Annotated in this window: 19 protein-coding genes; 13 read left to right on the top strand and 6 right to left on the bottom strand. The window is 33.4% G+C overall.

The window, feature by feature from the left end:
• Positions 1-8: 8 nt before the first annotated feature.
• From acpP to MVE07_RS05970, 13 genes are all read left to right on the top strand, one after another.
• The gene (gene acpP, locus MVE07_RS06030) at positions 9-239 is read left to right on the top strand and encodes an acyl carrier protein (protein ID WP_029520565.1); all 231 of its coding nucleotides are present in this window, start codon (positions 9-11) and stop codon (positions 237-239) included.
• 7 nt (positions 240-246) lie between these two features.
• Positions 247-1491 carry a beta-ketoacyl-ACP synthase II gene (fabF, locus tag MVE07_RS06025; protein WP_297455356.1) on the top strand — a complete coding sequence of 415 codons (1245 nt, stop codon included), beginning with the start codon at positions 247-249 and terminating at the stop codon, positions 1489-1491.
• Positions 1481-2227, top strand: a complete 747-nt coding sequence (rnc, locus tag MVE07_RS06020; protein ID WP_297455354.1) for a ribonuclease III — start codon at positions 1481-1483, stop codon at positions 2225-2227. The genes fabF and rnc overlap by 11 nt, the downstream gene beginning before the upstream one ends.
• 82 nt (positions 2228-2309) lie before the next feature.
• Positions 2310-4055 (top strand): biosynthetic-type acetolactate synthase large subunit, encoded by a 1746-nt coding sequence (gene ilvB / locus MVE07_RS06015; protein WP_297455352.1) that lies wholly within the window; start codon positions 2310-2312, stop codon positions 4053-4055.
• Between the two features lie 11 nt (positions 4056-4066).
• Positions 4067-4633: an acetolactate synthase small subunit gene (gene ilvN, locus MVE07_RS06010; RefSeq protein WP_297455350.1), complete on the top strand. Its 567-nt coding sequence runs from the start codon at positions 4067-4069 to the stop codon at positions 4631-4633.
• On the top strand, positions 4633-5253 hold the full coding sequence (locus MVE07_RS06005; protein ID WP_297455349.1) for a hypothetical protein: 621 nt from the start codon (positions 4633-4635) through the stop codon (positions 5251-5253). The genes ilvN and MVE07_RS06005 overlap by 1 nt, the downstream gene beginning before the upstream one ends.
• A 41-nt stretch (positions 5254-5294) precedes the next feature.
• Positions 5295-6293, top strand: coding sequence for a ketol-acid reductoisomerase (ilvC, locus tag MVE07_RS06000; protein ID WP_297455347.1), 999 nt, complete (start codon positions 5295-5297; stop codon positions 6291-6293).
• 12 nt (positions 6294-6305) lie between these two features.
• The gene (locus MVE07_RS05995) at positions 6306-6929 is read left to right on the top strand and encodes a CDP-alcohol phosphatidyltransferase family protein (RefSeq protein WP_297455345.1); all 624 of its coding nucleotides are present in this window, start codon (positions 6306-6308) and stop codon (positions 6927-6929) included.
• Between the two features lie 11 nt (positions 6930-6940).
• Positions 6941-7606, top strand: a complete 666-nt coding sequence (locus MVE07_RS05990) for a 2,5-diamino-6-(ribosylamino)-4(3H)-pyrimidinone 5'-phosphate reductase (protein WP_297455342.1) — start codon at positions 6941-6943, stop codon at positions 7604-7606.
• Positions 7596-7841, top strand: a complete 246-nt coding sequence (moaD, locus tag MVE07_RS05985) for a molybdopterin converting factor subunit 1 (protein ID WP_297455340.1) — start codon at positions 7596-7598, stop codon at positions 7839-7841. The genes MVE07_RS05990 and moaD overlap by 11 nt, the downstream gene beginning before the upstream one ends.
• A gap of 1 nt (position 7842) precedes the next feature.
• Positions 7843-9744, top strand: coding sequence for a glycoside hydrolase family 15 protein (locus MVE07_RS05980; protein WP_297455339.1), 1902 nt, complete (start codon positions 7843-7845; stop codon positions 9742-9744).
• A gap of 53 nt (positions 9745-9797) precedes the next feature.
• Positions 9798-11615 (top strand): aspartate--tRNA ligase, encoded by a 1818-nt coding sequence (aspS, locus tag MVE07_RS05975; protein WP_297455337.1) that lies wholly within the window; start codon positions 9798-9800, stop codon positions 11613-11615.
• Positions 11616-11691: 76 nt separating this feature from the next.
• Positions 11692-12534, top strand: coding sequence for an RNA polymerase sigma factor RpoD/SigA (locus tag MVE07_RS05970; protein ID WP_297455335.1), 843 nt, complete (start codon positions 11692-11694; stop codon positions 12532-12534).
• 161 nt (positions 12535-12695) lie between these two features.
• Here MVE07_RS05970 and MVE07_RS05965 read toward each other — a convergent pair whose 3' ends face one another.
• The 6 genes from MVE07_RS05965 to MVE07_RS05940 form a co-directional block, all read right to left on the bottom strand.
• Complete coding sequence (locus tag MVE07_RS05965; RefSeq protein ID WP_297455332.1) at positions 12696-14114, bottom strand: mannose-1-phosphate guanylyltransferase/mannose-6-phosphate isomerase; 1419 nt, start codon at positions 14112-14114, stop codon at positions 12696-12698.
• Positions 14114-15301, bottom strand: a complete 1188-nt coding sequence (locus MVE07_RS05960) for an O-antigen ligase family protein (RefSeq protein WP_297455329.1) — start codon at positions 15299-15301, stop codon at positions 14114-14116. Before MVE07_RS05960 ends, MVE07_RS05965 begins: the two co-directional genes overlap by 1 nt.
• Before the next feature lie 71 nt (positions 15302-15372).
• Entirely contained in the window at positions 15373-16347 is a 975-nt protein-coding gene (galE, locus tag MVE07_RS05955) for a UDP-glucose 4-epimerase GalE (protein ID WP_297455326.1), read from the bottom strand.
• The gene (gene wbaP / locus MVE07_RS05950; protein WP_297455324.1) at positions 16347-17777 is read right to left on the bottom strand and encodes an undecaprenyl-phosphate galactose phosphotransferase WbaP; all 1431 of its coding nucleotides are present in this window, start codon (positions 17775-17777) and stop codon (positions 16347-16349) included. Before wbaP ends, galE begins: the two co-directional genes overlap by 1 nt.
• Positions 17778-17796: 19 nt before the next feature.
• Complete coding sequence (locus tag MVE07_RS05945) at positions 17797-18759, bottom strand: glycosyltransferase (protein ID WP_297455323.1); 963 nt, start codon at positions 18757-18759, stop codon at positions 17797-17799.
• Between the two features lie 2 nt (positions 18760-18761).
• A complete protein-coding gene (locus MVE07_RS05940; RefSeq protein WP_297455322.1) occupies positions 18762-20561 on the bottom strand; it encodes a glycosyltransferase in 1800 nt (599 codons plus the stop codon).
• Positions 20562-20720 lie beyond the last annotated feature (159 nt).

Below are 20720 nucleotides of genomic sequence, written 5' to 3'. Positions count from 1 at the left end.
ATAAAAGAATGGAAGAAAGAATTAAAGAAATCATTGCAGACCAGCTGGGAATTGACGTTGACCAGATAAAACCTGAGTCAAAATTTGTTGATGACCTTGGCGCTGATTCCCTTGACGTTGTTGAGCTTATTATGGCATTTGAAGAAGAATTTGATGTTGAAATCCCAGACGAAGATGCAGAAAAAATACAAACTGTTGGTGATGTAATCAACTACATCAAAGAGAAAAAAGGAGCGTAATTAAGCGATGAGAAGGGTCGTCGTTACCGGTATCGGAGCTATAACACCTGTAGGACATAATGTCCAAGAAACATGGGAAAATCTTATTAACGGAGTAAGCGGTATAGACGTTATTAAACGTTTTGACCCTTACTCCTATAATTTACCTGTCGTTATTGCAGGTGAGGTAAAAGATTTTGACCCTAAAAAGTATTTAAATCCTAAAGATGCCAAAAGGATGAGTGATTTTGTTAAGTTTGCTATGGTTGCTGCAAAAGAAGCTATAGCAGATTCAGGACTTGAAGTTGACAAAATAGATCCAACAAGGGCAGGTGTTATAGTTGGAACAGGTATCGGCGGCCTGAGGGATATTGAAGAACAACAAACTTTATTATTAGAAAAAGGTGCCAGAAGGGTTTCTCCTTTCTTTATCCCTTCTGGTATTTCCAATATGGCTTCTGGGTATATCTCCATAGAATTTGGCTTTAAAGGTCCTAACTCCTGTGTGGTTACAGCTTGTGCAACAGGAACCCACTCAATAGGAGATGCGTTCAAAATTATACAGCGTGGTGATGCAGATATTATGATTGCAGGTGGAACAGAGTCTGCAATAACACCACTGGGAATAGCCGGCTTTGCAAATATGAAAGCCCTTTCTACAAGAAATGATGAGCCACAAAAAGCATCAAGACCTTTTGATGCAGAAAGAGATGGCTTTGTTATGGGAGAAGGAGCAGGAATACTTGTTCTGGAAGAGCTTGAACATGCCCTTAAAAGAGGCGCCAAGATCTATGCAGAAATAGTTGGATACGGTATGACAGGGGATGCACACCATATAACAGCCCCATGTTCAGATGCTGATGGAGCTGTCAGAGTTATGGAAATGGCATTAAATGATGCCAGACTAAACCCGGATGAAATTGATTATATAAATGCACACGGAACATCAACACCTCTCAATGACAAAGTTGAAACCCTTGGGATTAAAAAAGTATTTGGAGACCATGCTTACAAAGTAAAAATTAGTTCTATAAAATCAATGATAGGTCACCTTCTTGGAGCTGCAGGAGCAGTTGAAGCAGTTGCAACAGTAAAAACTATTGAAACAGGAATAATCCCACCAACAATAAACTACGAACACCCAGACCCGGACTGTGACCTTGATTATACACCAAACGAAGCAGTTGAAAAGCAAGTAAAAGCTGCTATATCAAATTCTTTTGGATTTGGAGGCACAAACGCCTGTTTAGCATTTAAAGCTTATGAGCATTAAACTTGAAAAAGAGTTTATAGATAGAGTTAAAAAATTAGAAAAAATATTAGGTTACACATTTAAAGATAAATCTCTGCCTTTAACAGCTCTTACCCATCGCTCATATGCAGTTGAGTATCATCGTGAAATTCCAGATTACGAAGTTCTTGAGTTTTTGGGAGATGCTGTTCTCGCATTAATCGTCAGTGAAATACTAATGAAAACTTTCCCCAAAGCACGGGAAGGAGAGTTATCACAAATCAGGTCTGCTGTAATTAGCGAGGCGTATTTATCAAAACTTGCCCGCATTTTAGGTCTTGGAGAATTGGTTCTTCTCAGTAAAGGAGAAATAGCTCAGAAAGGTATGGAAAGGGAATCCCTTTTGTGTGATGTCTTTGAAAGCGTATTTGGAGCAATATACGTAGACGCCGATTATAAAATTGATATTCCCCGGGAAATATTTAACAAATTCTTTAAAGAAAAACTAATACAGGATATAAAATCCGGAAATATTCCCCGTGATTATAAATCCTTACTTCAAATACTCACCCAGAAAATCTTCGGTAAACCCCCAAGATACAAAACCATCTCAGCTGTAGGCCCGGAACATGACAAAATTTTCACAGTGGAGTGCAGAATAGAAGAACTAAAAACAACAGGAAAAGGAAAATCTAAAAAAGAAGCTGAAACAATGGCAGCCAAAGAAGCCTACCTAAAATTATCAAAGGAAGAAAAAAAGAATTCTAAAACCTCTTAAAATTATGATTATTATTATACAAATACAGAAATAAGGCTTATAATAATATACAATCTTTTATAAACCATTAGGAGATAACAACATGCCAAAGAAAAGAGGCGCTGATATTGTTATAGATGTTCTTCTTGAAGAAGGTGTAGATACCGTCTTCGGACTTCCCGGTGGTGCAATAATGGAAGTCTATGATGCATTATACGGTGCACCTTTAAAAAATATCCTCGCAAGACACGAACAGGCTGCAGCACATATGGCCGATGGTTATGCAAGGGCAACAGGAAAAGTAGGTGTAGTCCTTGCAACTTCAGGTCCCGGTGCAACTAACCTTGTAACAGGCCTTGCAACAGCTCATATGGACTCTGTTCCAATGGTTGCAATTACAGGTCAGGTTCCGAGAAATTATATCGGAACAGATGCCTTTCAAGAAGCCGATGTTGTAGGTATCACAAGACCAATAACTAAACATAATTTTCTTGTTACAGATATAAAAGACCTTGCACTTATCCTCAGAGAAGCATTTTACCTTGCAAGGACAGGAAGACCAGGACCTGTTCTGGTTGATATTCCAAAGGATATAACCCAGCAGGAATACGACTACAAAATGCCAACTATAAAAGATGTTGAAGATGCCTTACCAGGCTATAAACCACACTATGAGGGGAATCCGGTTCAAATTAAAAAGGCAGCAGAGCTAATTAGAAAAGCAAAAAGACCGGTTTTATACGTCGGTGGTGGAGTAATAATCGGAAATGCCTCAGAAGAACTTAGAGAACTGGCAGAACTTACCAGAATTCCTGTTACCACAACAAATATGGGAAAAGGTGCATTTGATGAAACCCATCCATTAGCCCTCCACATGCTGGGTATGCACGGAACATACTATGCCAATATGGCAGTTTATAATGCAGATTTACTTATTGCCGTGGGAGCAAGATTTGATGATAGAGTAACAGGAAAAATAGATGAATTTGCTCCTGAAGCAAAAATAATTCATATAGACATAGACCCTGCCTCTATAAGTAAAAATATTCATGTTGATGTTCCAATTGTTGGAGATGTAAAAAATGTTCTCCAAAAACTCCTAAAAGAACTGAAGAAAAAACCAATAGAATGGGTAAAAGCTAGAGAAAGCTGGCTTAAACAGATTGAAAAATGGAAAGAAAAACATCCATTAACATACCAAAAATCAGATAAGATTATTAAACCCCAATATGTAATAGAAGAAATCTACAACATAACCAACGGGGAAGCTATTATTTCTGCCGGTGTTGGTCAACACCAGATGTGGGCTGCTATGTTCTATAAATACAGATATCCGAGACAGTTCCTTAATTCAGGTGGTCTTGGAACAATGGGATATGGATTTCCTGCAGCAGTAGGTGCAAAACTTGGAAGACCGGACAAAACAGTTTTTGCCATAGAAGGAGACGGCTCATTTGTTATGAACATGCAGGATGTTATAACAGCTGTTCAGTATAGAATTCCTATAAAAATAGCAATAATAAACAATGAATTTTTAGGTATGGTCCGACAATGGCAGCAATTTTTCTATGACAGCAGATACTCTTCTGTATGTCTGGCGGTTCATCCTGACTTTGTTAAACTTGCAGAAGCAATGGGAGCAGTGGGATTAAGGGCTACAAAACCATCAGAAGTAAGGGAAGTTCTCCAAAAAGCAATGGAAATAAATGATAGACCTGTAATAATGGACTTTGTTGTTGATAGAGAAGAAAACGTTTTACCTATGGTTCCTGCAGGAAAAAGCTATAGAGAGATGATACTTACACCTAAACAAAAAGGTGAAGCTGAAACAATGTATTTAGTAGGATAAAGGAGCGGGAAATGTCAGAAGAGATTAAAACAATAAAACTCAGACCACAACCTAAAAGTGAAATAAGAAAACATATAATAGTTGTTAGAGCCCAGCATAACTTTGGAGTTTTAACAAGGATAACAAGCCTCTTTGCAGGCAGAGGATATAACATAGAAAGCCTCACAGTAGGTAAAACCCACGAACCAAACGTAGCCAGAATAACAATAGTAGTAGAAGGAAGTGAAAGGGTAGTTGAGCAAATAATAAAACAATTGAGAAAACTTGTTGAAACACTTAGAGTAAGAGATATAACAGATGCTCCTCATATAGAAAGAGAATTAACCTTAATAAAAGTCCATGCCGGTGAAGCAACGGCAAGAGACGAAATAATGAGACTTGTTAATATATTTAGGGCAAAAGTTGTTGATGTATCAACCGATACATATACAATTGAAATAACAGGAACATCAGACAAAATAGAAGCATTCATAAATCTTCTTAGACCATTTGGCCTTAAAGATATTGCAAGAACAGGAATTCTTGCATTAACAAGGGAATCTGCTAAAGAGGAATTACAGGAACACAAAATAGAGTAATGAAAAAAGTTTTTCTTTTGTTTTTTGTGTTAGTTTTTTACTCCTATGGACAAGAAATAGCTATCAAAACACCGGTGATAAGGAATTTACCTGATAATTACAAAAAAGTATTTCTTGATTTTTTTATAAAAAATTTTGATGGGGTTCAAAAATACAGTCCAGATAAAAAAGCCAAATATATAATAAGGCCTTATATATCTTCTATCGCAGGTAGCTATAATTTATGTATTGATATTTTTAAAGACCAAAAACTTGCCCATATAGTTTGCATATCAGCAGAGAATGGAGAACAGCTTGCAGATAAAGTAATTTTCCTACTTCCCCAAAAAATTAATTTTTTACATCCCAAAAAGGAAATCCCTGTAAAAAAAGTAAATTTACAACTTATAACACCATCAGATAATTACGGGGAAGAAATAAAAGTGGTTTCCCATAATGGAGATACAATTGTTGATTACAAAAAGGTAATTCCATCATCAACAGAGCCTACACTTAATTTTAACAAAGTTATAATAAATATAGACACGGCACTTTTAGATAATAAACAGGCAGCCAAACTTATGGAATACCTGCTAAAAGGCTATAGAATAAAAGGCATTTTGATTATAAAAAATGAATAGTGTAATATGTTAAATTAAGTTAAACATAGCAGGAGGTTAAGATGGCAAAAATTTATTACGATGAAGATGCATCTCTTGAGGTATTAAAGGACAAAACAGTTGCAATAATTGGATACGGTAGTCAAGGACACGCACATGCATTAAACCTTAGAGATAGTGGAATTAATGTTGTTATTGGTCTTTATTCAGGTAGTAAATCTGCAGAAAGAGCCAAAGCAGAAGGATTTGAAGTTCTTATTCCAGATGAGGCGGCTAAAAAAGCTGATGTAATAATGATGCTTATCCCTGATACAATCCAGCCTGAAGTTTACAAAACAGCAATATTGCCAAATCTCGACGAAGGTAATGCACTTGCTTTTGCCCATGGATTTAATATCCATTTTGGACAGATTGTTCCACCGGACTATGTAGATGTATTCCTTGTGGCACCGAAAGGACCAGGACACCTTGTTAGATGGCAGTATGAAGAAGGAAAAGGAGTTCCGGGACTGGTAGCAGTTCATCAGGACTTTACAGGAAAAGCAAAAGATATAGCCCTTGCTTATGCAAAAGGAATCGGTTGCACAAGGGCAGGACTTATAGAAACAACATTTGCAGAAGAAACAGAAACAGACCTATTTGGTGAACAGGCCGTTCTTTGTGGTGGTGCGACAGCATTAATAAAGGCTGGATTTGAAACACTCGTGGAAGCCGGTTATCAACCGGAAGTTGCTTATTTTGAATGTCTCCACGAACTTAAACTGATTGTTGATCTTATTTACCAGTATGGAATTTCAGGAATGAGATACTCAATTTCTGATACAGCAAGATACGGAGATGTAACAAGAGGAGATAGAATTTACAAAGCTGTAAAACCAATACACCAGAAAATCCTTGAGGAAATCCAGAGAGGCGAATTTGCTAAAGAATGGATACTTGAAAATGTTGCGAACAGACCACACTTTAATGCTATGGTTCAAAAAGACGAAAAACATCCTGTAGAGGAAGTTGGCAAAGAACTTAGAAAAATGATGCCATGGCTGGAAGGTAAAGGTCTGTAAGAAGGTAAAACAATGAATTTAACATCAAAAAGAAAATCTTTAAAAAAACTTTATGAGCCCTTCGGGCTCATTTTTATAAAGGCACATATTACTCCAAATGTTATTACCCTGATATCTATAGCTATGGGTTTATTGGCAGCATTTTCCTATTACAAAGAAAAGCCTTTAACTGCTGCCTTTTTCCTATTTTTAAGTGGATTTTTTGACCTTATGGACGGCATTGTAGCAAGGGGAACAGAAAAATCTTCAAAATTTGGTGCTGTATTCGACTGGCTGGCAGATAAATTCGTTGATGGATTTGTGTTATTTTTTATTGGAATAACATATTCAACCCCTGTGCTTACTGCACTTGCTATAGTCGTTAATATGCTCCACACATTTATAAAACCTGTTGCCTATGCAGAAATAGGATTTGCAAATAGACAAAAAGGTAAAATTGATGACCCCCTTGAAGGAATAGGCTTTTTTGGAAGACCGGAAACCCTAATATCTATAATTATTTTCTCTATACTTGAACATTTTCATCTGTTCGGAGGACTGGAAACAGGGTTCAAAATAATCACAGCCCTAATGACACTTTCCTTAGCACAGCGGATTATTTATCTCTATATAAAATACAACAAAGATTATGACTAAAGGGGAAAAGGATGCCAAGACCTTATACAATAATAGTTTCTGAAGTGACAGTTGATGGAAAACTTACCCTTAGAAAAGGAAGGTCTTCAAAAGAAATTATGCAATTTATGGATGAGGAAGCTAACAGATATCTACATGAACTTAGGGCAAAAGTTGATGGAATAATGGTAGGAGCGGAAACAATAAGAACGGACAACCCATATCTAACGGTTAGATATGTTGAAGGTAAAAACCCAACCAGAATTGTTCCCACTTCAAGAGCAGATATACCCCTTGATGCCAATATACTAAAAAAAGATGCACCAACAATAATAGTTACTTCTAAAAAAGCTCCACAAGAGAAGATAGACGCCATAAGAGAAAAAGCAGAAGTTCTGGTGGTAGGTGAAGATAGTGTAGACCTTGTAGAAATGATGAACCAGCTTTATCAAAAAGGAATAAAATCACTTATGGTTGAAGGAGGTTCAACTTTAAACTGGAATCTTATTAGACTGGGACTTGTTGACGAAGTTAGGTTAATACATATTCCATTCATAGTAGGCGGTTCTGATACACCAACCCTTGTTGGTGGAGAAGGTTTTCATTCATTTGATGAGGTAGTTAAACTTAAACTAAGAGCCCATTTTTTAAGAGGTTCACATCTAATCACAGAATGGGAGATTAAATTTGAGGATTAAGGTTTTATACTTTTCCTCTATAAAAGATAAAATAGGTATGTCTTCTGAAAATATAGAAATGGCAGAAAATTCCACTGTCTACGACCTTATAAAACTTTTATCTGAAAAGTATCCACAGATAAAAGATTCTCTTAAAAATTCAATGTTTGCCGTCAATGAAGAATATGCTTCCACAGAACAAGAACTTAAAGAAGGAGATACTGTGGCAATAATTCCACCTGTCAGCGGCGGATAAGATGTATAGGGAAGCAGTTCTTTCAAATGGTTATTTTTTTGTAAATATTGATAAATATTTATCCATAAGAGATTTATATTTTCCGTATATTGGTCAGTATAACCATTCAGGCGGTAATAAAAACCATATATTTGTAGAAGTAAACGGAAAACTACTTTCTATGGATAAATTTAAGATTAAATTTTCTTACAAAGAAAACACACTGATTACAGATATTGAGGCTGTAAATACGGAACATCCCATAAAAATAACGATAAATGATGTAATCCATAAATATCTCCCTATTTTTATCAGAAAAATAAATGTAGAAAACTTAGAAGGAATTCTAAAAAAATTAAAATTTTACTTTTATCATGATTTCCAGCTATACGAGACTCCTATCGGCAACACAGCCCTTTATCATCCGGTTCTTAAAGGTTTAGTGCATTACAGAGAAAAAACATATCTGTTAACTGGCATTTTTCCTGAAATCACAGAATACACAATTTCACACAAAAATAATTCATCACTAAATCAGATAAAAAAAGGAAAACTGGATAAAAATCCAATAGCCAGAGGTGATATAGATACTGCTATTGCTTATGAATTTGAGCTAAAAGATAATCATACATTTTACTATTACATAATTGCAGGTCATAACTTTGATGACCTAGAAGAAAAACAAAACAGAATTTTAACAGATACCATTGAACATATCATTGAAGAAACAGAAATATTCCACAAGGCATGGCTAAATGAGAAAAAGCCCCTGAAAATCTCCATGAACTCAAAAATCCAGAAACTCTACAACCAGAGTCTACACATTATAAAAGCCCATATGGACAGAAATGGAGCAATAATAGCTTCTTCAGATTCCAGTATATTTAATCGCTTTAATAAAGACCATTACAGCTATTCATGGCCACGGGACAATGCATTTATCGTAATGGCAATGGATAGAGCAGGTTACGGAAGTCCAACAAAAAAATTTTTTGAGTTTGCCGCCAGAACAATAACAAAAAAAGGTTATTTCTTACAAAAATATCTTCCTGATGGTTCATTTGGTTCTTCATGGCATCCATGGATTGATGAAAACGGTGCTCCACAATTACCTATTCAGGAGGATGAAACAGCACTTACCATATGGGCACTTTATCATCATTACAAAATCACAAAAGATATTGAGTTTATAGACAGAATCTACAATAAGCTGGTTAGACCAGCAGCAGAGTTTATGATTGAATACACAAACGAAGAAGGTTTACCAAGGGAAAGCTACGACCCATGGGAAGAAAGACGTGGAATTCTTACATATACCTGTGCCACTGTTTACGCAGGTTTGAACTCCGCCTCAAAACTTGCCCATTTAACAGGAAACATAGAAGAAGCCCAAAAATATGAAAAAGCTGCCAGAAAGGTAAAAGAAGCGACTCTAAAAAATATGTATGACTATAAATTAAATAGATTCATAAAAATGATAACCACAGATAAAAATGGGAATAAGATATATGACACAACCGTTGATGCATCCCTTGCAGCCGTTTATTTTACAGGTATGCTTCCACCCACAGATTACAGAGTAATAAATACATTCAGCGCCATAAAGGAAAAACTCTGGGTAAATATTGGCATAGGTGGTATTGCCAGATTTGAAGGAGACCAATATCACAGAATAGATGCAAATTACCCGGGAAATCCATGGATAATAACAACAATGTGGTATGCAGACTGGCTACTTGCGATGAATCAGGTGGAAGAAGCACTTGAATTAATAGAATGGACTGTGGAAAGACAATCTCCTGCAGGATTACTGGCAGAGCAATACAACCCTCTCTCAGGGGAACCCCTATCAGTTATGCCCCTCACATGGTCTCACGCAGCATTCTGCTGGACAGTTCAAAACCTAAACGAAAAACTGGCATAACCGCCAGTGGTATAATAATTATTCTTAATAAAAATAATAAAGAGAGGAAGTAAATGTTAGACCAGCTTGGTGATTTTAAAAGGGATTATTTTTGCGGTGAACTTACAGAAAATAATATAGGAGATGAAGTCAGACTTCTTGGATGGGCTGATAGCGTTAGAGACCACGGAGGAGTTATCTTTATAAATCTCAGGGACAAAGAAGGTATAGTCCAGATTGTAATAGACCCTTCAAAAAGTCCCAAAGAAGCCTATGAAAAGGCAAAAAAAGTAAGGTCTGAATATGTTCTTGCCGTTAGAGGTAGAGTAAACAGAAGACCTGCCGGCACAGAAAACCCTAAAATATCCACAGGAACAATAGAAGTTGCAGTAGAAGAACTAAGGATACTAAACACCTGCGATATATTACCATTCCCAATAGAAGACAACATTAATGTTCATGAAGAAGTAAGGCTTAAATACAGATATTTAGATCTTAGAAGACCTGAAATGCTAAAAAAACTCATGCTCAGGCATGAGGTCTATCAGGCAACAAGGGAATATCTGGTTGGACATGGATTTATGGAAGTTGAAACTCCAATGCTTACCAAATCAACTCCTGAAGGAGCAAGGGATTTTCTTGTTCCTTCCAGACTTGAACACGGCAAATTTTATGCACTTCCCCAGTCTCCACAGCTTTTTAAACAAATATTAATGGTTGCAGGTATTGAAAGATACTTTCAAATAGTAAAATGCTTCAGGGATGAAGACCTGAGAAAAGACAGACAGCCAGAATTTACCCAGATAGACTATGAGATGTCCTTTGTTACAGAAGAAGATGTAATGACCCTGACAGAAGGTCTGGTTCACTTTTTATTTAAAAAACTTCTTGGAATAGAAGTTAAACTACCTATCAGAAGGATGAGCTATGAAGAAGCTATAAATAAATATGGAACAGACAAACCTGACCTTAGGTATAGACTTGAACTAAAAGATTTAACAGAATTAGCGAAAGAAGTTGAATTTAAAGTATTCAGAACAGTTGCCCAGAGCGGCGGGCTTGTAAAAGGAATTAATATCAAAGGTGGTGCAAAACTTTCCAGAAAAGAGATAGACGAGCTTACAGAATATGCCCAAAAATTTGGCGCAAAAGGAATGGCATGGATAAAAATAAATGAAGACGGTTCTTTACAATCTCCAATTGTAAAATTCTTCACAGATGAGCAGATAAACAAACTCAAAAACATAATGGAAGCTGAAAACGGGGATTTACTTGTATTTATAGCAGACACACCGGAAACAACCCACAGGGTTTTAGGATTCCTAAGAAAACATATCGCAGAAAAGATGAACCTTATCCCGGAAGGCAAATGGGAGTTTGTATGGATAGTAGATTTTCCATTACTTGAATGGGATGAAGAGGAAAACAGACTTGTTGCCCTTCACCACCCATTCACATCTCCTAAAGAGGAAGATATTGAAAAATTAGACGAAGCCATTCAGAATAAAGAGATAGCTCTTTCATTTAAATCGAGAGCCTATGACCTTGTTCTAAACGGAGAAGAAATTGCCGGAGGTTCTATCCGTATTCATAGACCGGATGTCCAGAAAAAGATATTTGAATTAATCGGTATATCAGATGAAGAAGCAGAGGAAAGATTTGGTTTCTTAGTTACAGCTCTCAAATACGGTGCACCTCCACATGGCGGTCTTGCATTCGGTTTAGATAGGCTTGTTGCCCTCATGACAGGCTCAGATAGTATAAGGGAAGTTATAGCCTTCCCAAAAACCCAAAAGGGTATATGTCCTCTTACCGGAGCCCCAGATTATGTGAGACCAGAGCAGCTTGATGAACTTGGCATAGAAGTTGAAATACCTGAAGAAGAAACTTAATTTTAATAATTGAGATAAATCATAGTATTTATTAATAACTATTCCTAACTTGTATTAAAAAAATTGAGGGGATATTATGGCTGATTCAGATAAAGAACAAACCACTTTAAACTTATATATACAAAAAATGGCAGAACATCCCCTTTTGAGCCCTGAAGAAGAAAAAGAACTTGCCAGAAGGGCTAAAAAAGGGGATAAAGAAGCCCTAAAAAAATTAGTTGAGGGCAACCTTAGATTTGTTGTAAATGTAGCCAAAAACTTTATGGGATGGGGTGTTCCACTTACAGACCTCATTGCAGCCGGAAATCTTGGTCTAATAGAAGCAGCAAAGAGATTTGACCCTGATAGAGATGTTAAATTTATCTCCTATGCTGTATGGTGGATTAGACAGGCAATTATGCAGACCATATTCCAGCAAACAGGAGCAGTCAGAATTCCAGTAAAAGAATCACTTTTTATAAGCAAAGTAAAAGAAACATATGAAAAACTAAAGGAAAAACTTAAGAGGGAACCTACTATAGAAGAAATTGCAAAAGAGGTTGATGCTTCCCCTAAAAAAGTCAGAAATGCATTACAAGTTGTTAGAATGCCTTATTCCCTTGACAAACCTCTCGGAGAAGAAGAGGATTTAACATTATTAGACCTGCTTTCAAAAAAAGGAACAGAAGACGTAGAAAAAGAAATAGTTGAAGAATCTTTACACAAAGAATTAAACAAACTTCTTAATGCTCTTGATGAAAGGGAAAGGGCAATTATAGAATACAGATTCGGTCTAAAAGGAGAAGAACCAAAAACCCTAACAGAAGTAGGAGAAATTCTGGGTATATCACGGGAAAGGGTCAGACAACTGGAACAACGGGCACTGAAAAAGCTGAGAACCCTTGCGATTAAAAAACATCTTAAAGATTTCTTATCTTAAAGTGTTATAATAGTTTTCTCTAACATTCTAAATACCGCGAGGTGTTATGGAAAAAAATAAACCTGTTCCTGTAGAAAATCAGAATATAGTTTACTACCAAGAAGATGAAATTGATCTCTATGAACTGTATTTGATTACTAATAAAAAGAAATATTGGTTAATTATCTCTTATAGACATCATTAAATCTAACTATATCATCTTCTTCTACATATTCTCCCACCTGAACTTCTATTATCTCAAGGGGAACTTTACCCGGATTTATAAGTCTGTGCTTAGTAGTTTTAGGAACATATATACTTTCGTTTTCATGGACAAAATATTCTTTCAATTCTCCTTCTTCATTTTCCAATATAACTTTTGCAGTTCCTTTAATAACAACCCAGTGTTCACTTCTATGGTAATGCATCTGCAAACTTAAGGCCTGTCCAGGTTGAACGGTAATTCTTTTTATTCTATATCTTTCTCCTTTCTCTAACTCAGTATAGCTTCCCCATGGTCTATAAACTGTTGTATGAAATTCAGTAAGATGCTTTAGTTCTTTGTCATTTTTTAATCTATTTACCAATTCTTTTACTTTCTGACCTTCTCCTTTCTTTGCAATCATAACCACATCGGGAGTTTCAACTATTATCAGGTCATCAATTCCTATAGTAGCAATTAATCTTTCATCTCCTATAATTAAAGAATTTTTTGTATCTATATCTATTACTTTTCCTGTTTTGACATTTTTATTTTCATCTTTGTTCATAACATCGTATATACTATCCCATGAACCAACATCTGACCATAAAAGCTCCAGAGGGAGAACAACAGCTTTATCTGTCTTTTCCATAACTGCATAATCTATTGATATATCAGGCATATTTTCAAAATTGTCTAAAACTTCTTCATAGCTTTTTTCATTTATCAGTTCATAAATCTCAGGAGAAAATTTTTTAAGCTCATCTAAAATAGTTCTTATACTAAAAGCAAACATACCACTATTCCAGTAATAGTTGCCTGACAATATATATTTCTGAGCAGTTTCCAGGTCTGGCTTTTCATGAAATTGTTTAACTTTATAAGCATTATTAATTTTATTTGATGTATCTGCTTCTATATATCCGTAACCGGTTTCCGGCTTTGTAGGATTTACGCCAAATGTTACTATAAAACCATTTTTTGCTAAATCTTCTGCTTTTTTAACAAAATTTACGAATTTTTCAGTCGGAGATACTATATGGTCAGAAGGGGATACAAAAACAACCTCATTTTCATCAACTCCAAGTTTATCTTGCAAATATCTAACTGCTAAAGCAATTGCAGGTGCAGTGTTTTTCCCTATGGGTTCAAGTAAAACATTTGTATTAATATCTTTTCCTAAAATATCTTTGATTTGATTTATCACATGAAATTTATAATCCTTGTTGGTTATAACCAAAATATCTTTCATCTCCCCGGTAACTTTGAGATTCCTCTCTATTGTTTTCTGAAAAAGACTTTTATTATCAGCTATATTCAAAAACTGCTTGGGAAAATATTTACGGGATAAAGGAAATAACCTTGTCCCACTCCCACCAGCAAGTATAATAGATTTCATTATCTTTCCTCCCTACTAAAATAAATCTCTCCTATCTTAAACAAAAGCAAATACATCGGAAGCAACGCATCCCAGAAGAATGTAAATATTACTCCCACTAAATGAATAAGCAATGGAACAAATATACCAAGAACCAATACATCTTCTACATTTTGAATTTTAATACCCAAAAATTTCCAAAAAGCCAAAAAGAATATGGCTAATATGGCCAATAAGCCTATTAATCCTTTTTCTATGAATTCTGTTAATATAAATATAGACTCATATCTTTTTAACTCTTTCCAGCTATACACATGAGGTAAGTAGTATCCTGACCTTACGCCATGACCAATAAGGAGATTTATCCATCTGTGGTTTTTAATATCATCTTTTATTATTAAAATGGCATCTTTTGCAATCCTAACCCGTCCACTTGCAGCTATATCCAGTGTTTTTGAACTAAATGGTTTTTTTCCTATTATCATTTCATTAAATGTTTTAAACCTATAATCTGTTTTCGATAGATAAATATATCCTCCTATAAGAGAAACTGTAAGCAAAACATTTAATCCCCAAAACCAAATTTTAGGGAACATTTTATTTTTGTAAAGAACAATTATAGATAAATAAGCAACCACTAAATAACCAAGTAAAGGAGACCTTTTATGTGCGAAAATTAAAATAGCGAAGAAGAATAAGAACAGGGTAAAGAATAAAAAAAACTTTTTGCTTTTTAATTTGTAATAATAAACAAATACAAAAAATGCCATCAAAGAAAACATTCCAAAAAACTGGCCTACTTCAAAAGCACCGCCCCATATTGGTTTAATATTATGTTTTGTAAAGTAAAAATAAAAAATAACGAAAGACAGAATTATCCCAATAGTTAAAAATAAATAAATTATTTTTTTAATTTGTTCTTTATCTGGTCTAATATCGAAAAAATACAAAAGCTGGAAAATTCCTTCTTCTATAGACTTAGTAAACATTTTAGGTGCATATAAGGCAGTAGAAATAACTGTAACTCCTGAATACATAATAAGTGGATATCTAAAACTTCCCTTGAATAGTTCTTTTCTTTTCTTAAAAATTTCAAATATGACCCATAATAAACCAATAACCACAAAGACTTCAAAAATAGATATAGAAATAAATGCAGATAATATTAGCAAAAAGATATAAATTTGTTGTAAACTTGTCTTATTCAATGGGATTACCTCTTTAAGAGAAACAACTTGTTCTACGTTAATACTTAAAGGATTAAATTAGTTAAATTTTCTTAGTATTTTTTATTTATTTCCCAGTTCCACGCCGTTTTAATTATATATTCAATATCATCATATTTTGGTTTCCAGTCTAACTTGTTGACTAACTTCGAATTGTCTGCAACTAAAACAGCTGGGTCTCCAGGTCTTCTATCTGTTTCTTCCACTGGAAAGTCTATACCCGTAACTTTTTTAGCAGTTTCAACAACTTCTCTAACTGAATATCCATGTCCATATCCACAGTTAAAAACATCACTCTCTCCACCGTTAAGTAAATACTCAAGAGCAACAATATGGGCATTTGCGAGATCTTCAACATGAATATAATCTCTTATAGCTGTCCCATCAGGAGTAGGGTAATCAGTTCCAAAAATTTTTATACTTTTTCTTTCTCCTTTTGCGGTTTTAAGTATTAGTGGAATTAAATGGGTTTCTGGATTATGGCTTTCTCCAATTCTTCCTTCTGGGTCTGCACCTGCTACATTGAAATATCTTAAGGAAACATATCTAAATCCATAAGCATTGCTCATATCTTTCAAAATATGTTCAACAAAAGCTTTAGATTTTCCATAAGGGTTTATTGGATTTAAAGGCTCTGTTTCTTTTATAGGGGCATTTTCAGGTTCACCATAAACAGCTGCAGTAGAGGAAAATATAAATTTATTAATTCCAAATTCTTGCAAAACTTCCAACAGGTTTAAGGTGTTTGCAGTATTATTTCTGTAATATTTCAATGGATTTTTAACAGACTCAGCAACTTCAATAGATGCGGCAAAATGCATGACAGCATCGGGAGAGAAATTTTTGATAACTTCTTTTAGCTTTTCTTTATCTGATAAATCTAAGACTTCTAATTTACCATATAAAACAGCCTCTTTATGCCCTGTTGATAAATTATCTATAGTTAAAACATCATACCCTTTCTCTCCAAGTTGCTTAACAACATGACTTCCTATATATCCAGCCCCACCAGTAACGAGAATTCTCATTAGTAAGCTCCCTCTCTCTTTAATACAACTTTCACAGTTTTAAAAAGTATTATTATATCAAGCCATAAAGACCAATTCAAAACATACCAACTATCTAAAGTAACTCTAAAATCATAATCCGTATTACTTCTTCCACTTACTTGCCATAATCCTGTAATTCCAGGCCTTACCATATAATAATAGGAAGCATAATCTTTATAATATTTTTCTATTTCTTCCTTTGTTACAGGTCGTGGACCAACAAAACTCATATCTCCTTTCAAAACATTAAAAATCTGAGGTAATTCATCTAAAGAAGTTTTCCTCAAGAATTTCCCAACTTTTGTTACCCGTGGATCATTCTTAAGTTTAAAGTATGTTTCCCATTCTTTTCGTGCTTCAGGGTCTTTTTCTAAGATCTCTTTTAACCTTTCTTGAGAATCTATATACATACTTCTAAATTTATAAACCTTTATTGTCCTTCCACCTTTACCGATTCTTTGTTGAACAAAAAATATAGGACCTGGAGAATCCAATTTAATTAATACTGCAATTATCAATACTAAAATTAACAAAAAGGGAAGCAAAAAAATAGATAGCAAAATATCAAAAGTTCTTTTTAGAATTTGGTTTATTTTAGAGCCTAAATTATTATGAAGTCTTATAAGAAAAAGTTGCTGCATAAAAAGATGATAAAGTTCGCTATTTAGAAGAGCTATTCCTTTTATATCAGGAATAACATAAACCCTCCTAACTTTCTGATGAAAATAATTGGTAATTTTTGTAACTTTCTCTTTATCTAAAGAAGAGACTGCTATAACAACTCCACCAAGATTGTATCTCTCTGAAATATCTTCAAATTCTTTTATCTTCCCTAAGATAGGTATTTTCTTATTTTTAATTTCAACAAAATTTTTCTTAAAATCATCTAAAAATCCTACTATTTTATAGCCCATATGTTTGTCATTTATCAATCCCTCTGCAACATTTATGCCTGGTTCACTAGCACCGATTATTATTAAATCTTGCTGCCATATCCCAAGATTATGAAGAAATTTTTTTCCTATTAATCTAAATACTGGAAAAATAAAGATACTATACATCCAAAGCAATATAATAGTAAGTCTTGAAATTTTATCAGACAATTTTCCCAAAGAAATTATTGCAAAAATAACAACAATAGATATAGTTATTGCCTTTAATAATTCTTTTACTTCATCCCAAAATGGATATCTCTTTACGTAAAGCTTTTCATATGCTATAAACAATATAAATATTATAGGTATCCACCATAATCTTAAGAAATGTGAATAAGAAAAATAAAGCGGAGGAATATCAAAAGGTAAATAAACTAATAGTTTCCGGGTAATTATAGCTAAAAAAAGTGAAATATAGAAAGCTATTATATCTATAATAACCAAAAGAAAAGTAGATAATATATCCTTTTTCAAATTTTAACCCTGGTATATTCTAAAGTTTATTAAACTTATTTATTATTTCAGCATTATCCTGAGTATTTTCTTTTATACCGTCAATTATAGATTTCCACAAAAGCTTATAATAATCTGTTTTATTTGAATAAAATAACCCATTTAAAGTCCATATAAGCATTTTATTTAAAAGAACTAAAGGAAATAATTTACCACTTAATTGTTTATACAAAATAATACCATTTCTATAAGTAAAGTATGCTTTCCATAAGGGTTTATAGATTTTTCTCTTATCAAAGTGCAGTGTTTCACAATCATGGAAAAATCTAAGTTTAGGATCAAATTTAATTTTAAATCCTGATTTTGTTATACGAACTGTATATTCTATGTCATCTCCATATATGAAAAATTCTTTTTTAGGAAGACCTACTTTTTCTATAACTTCTTTTTTTATAAAAAGTCCTACAAAAGAAGCAAAATCTACAATATGTTCTTCTTCCAGATAGTATAAATTTTTATCTATATGAAAACCTTTTCCTACCTGAATCATAGTTTTTAAACTTTGCTTAAAAGTTTTAAATGGTAAATATCCCGGCATATTCATTAATGAAATTTTACCAGATGGATAATATACAGCTGACATATAAGCATCTGCTGTGGAAAGATCCTTTTCATTTAAAAAATAATTTATAGAATCAACATCCGGATAGGCATCATCATCTTGTAAAACTATCCAATCAAAATCAATTTCTTTGAAGGCGTATTCAATTCCTTTATAAAAACCTCCTGCTCCACCTGTGTTTTTTTCAAGATTTATTACAACTAATTTGTTATTCTCTTTAGATATTTTCTCTAAGTAAGATTTTGTATCATCGGTAGAAGCATTATTTACTATAACAAGTTTATAAATATCTGTCTTCAACCAGGTATTTACGGCAATCTTAAGTTTTTCTAATCTGTTATAGGTTACTATAATTGGAACCAATTTTACTATGTTATTCATATTTAAGACTTCCTTATTCCTAAGTATTTCTCCCAAAATTCTTTTGATGTTATATAAGGGAAAACTTTTTGATAATCCTTTTGTAAGTCACCATAATTTATATAAATTTTTAGAATTTTCCCAAGCCCTTTAAACAATAATCTGAAAAATAAAGAACTATCCTTTTTATATTCTATACCTCTATTAGTAGTGGGTTCATAATATAAAACAGTTTCTTTTCTAAAAATGGCTCCAAGCCTATGAGAATGTAAAGGTTCAATAACATATCCATCATCATGAGGTGTTTTGCCTTTCTGGATTAAAAAAGGAGGTAATAAATGACCATTCAATGTTAATGCCATAAATACTTTTTTTAGAAAACCATTTTTTAGAGGTCTATTAAATTTATATTCAACAAAAATATCTTTAACATCTACAGGTCTTTTTTTCTGATTATTCATAAGTTTTTTATGATACTCATCTGCCTTCGTTTTCTCTATAAAAGAAGCTCCTTTAAGAAAATCTTCCATTCCTTTCACAATAAATTTTGCTCTTTCATATCTATACGTAAGTAGTGCACCTAAAAATCTCCTTAGTAAATTTTTGATTAGAGTAATACTTTTTTCCTCATGTATCATAGATAAGATAAGATTGTTTCTAATAATATAATAATCTGTTAAAGGCATATCCTTTTTATAAAATTCTTCATGCCACACCCCCACACCTAATAGAGAGATAAAATTTGTATCTTTAGAAATCCTTATACCGAATTCTTGGTCATCTCCTCTGAAAAATATAGGTAATGGAAATCCATATTTCTTGAATACATCTTTTGAGGTAGCAAAAAACCACCATCCGAAATAGTTTATCTTTTCATGATATGTAAAATTGATAACATTATGTTGATTACACATGTCTCTATTCGGTTTGGCAAGTATTAATTTCATATAATAGGAAAATCCTCCTTGTTCATTAAGAATATGTTTAGTATTAAGATTAAACATTCCTCCTCCGATAACTACATTATCATCTTTTGAATAACGGAAGAAATTAATGGTTCTTTTTATAGATTCGACTTCAAATTCTATATCATCATCAGAAAAAAGAATATGGGTAAAATCCTTATCCCAAACTTCTAATAAACCTCTACCAAATCCTCCTGCTCCACCATAATTTTTGTTTGGAATTATGGATACTTTGTCTAAAAGTTTTTTTTCTAAAGTTTGGCCATTGTCAATCACAAATAAATGGACATCGTAATTTTTATCTGATAGAAGTTCTTTTTGAAGTAAGTCTACATTTCTTTTAACATATGTTTCTCTCTTAAAAGTTGGCATTATGATTGCAAGTTTAACTTTCTTCTTAGGATTTTCTTCTGTAGAATATCTTAAAAAAGACATTTCAAAATCAGGACTTAAAATTCGAATTTCAGGAAAAATTATTCCTCTTTGAAAGGGTAACTCTCTAAGGTTTATTGGTATGAATATAGTTTTTTCTTCTATTTCTTCTATTTCTAAAAATTTTAATCTTTGCGGAGGTTCCATACCATTGTCAGCCCATATATTAACAACAAATTTCCCTTTAGCATTAATTTCGATAAATATCTTATCTATATCTGTATATCTAATCCAATTTTCTACAGGGAAAGCACCAAAAAATGTATTGAATATTATTTTGAAATCATTACTATGCTCTTCAAAATTATTTACTTTGATCTTATTATGGTGAAGATAAATGCTTTCATCTTGTTTATGAAAATATAAACATTCTGGAAAATTCGGTTTAATTTTACTTACATTAAGTTCAAATAAAGTGTTATTCATTTATGACATTACCTCCCTAAATTTCTCTATTACTTCTGCGGTAGCCCCATCCATTTTTATTTCATGGTTCTCAATCCAAATTACTCTATCGCATAGCAATTCAACTTCGTGTAAGTTATGCGAAACGAATAACATTGTTATAGGTTGATCAGCAAATTC

The organism is Persephonella sp. (genome assembly GCF_027023985.1).
Taxonomy (GTDB): domain Bacteria; phylum Aquificota; class Aquificia; order Aquificales; family Hydrogenothermaceae; genus Persephonella_A.
This window is presented reverse-complemented; position numbering and strand designations above follow the sequence as displayed.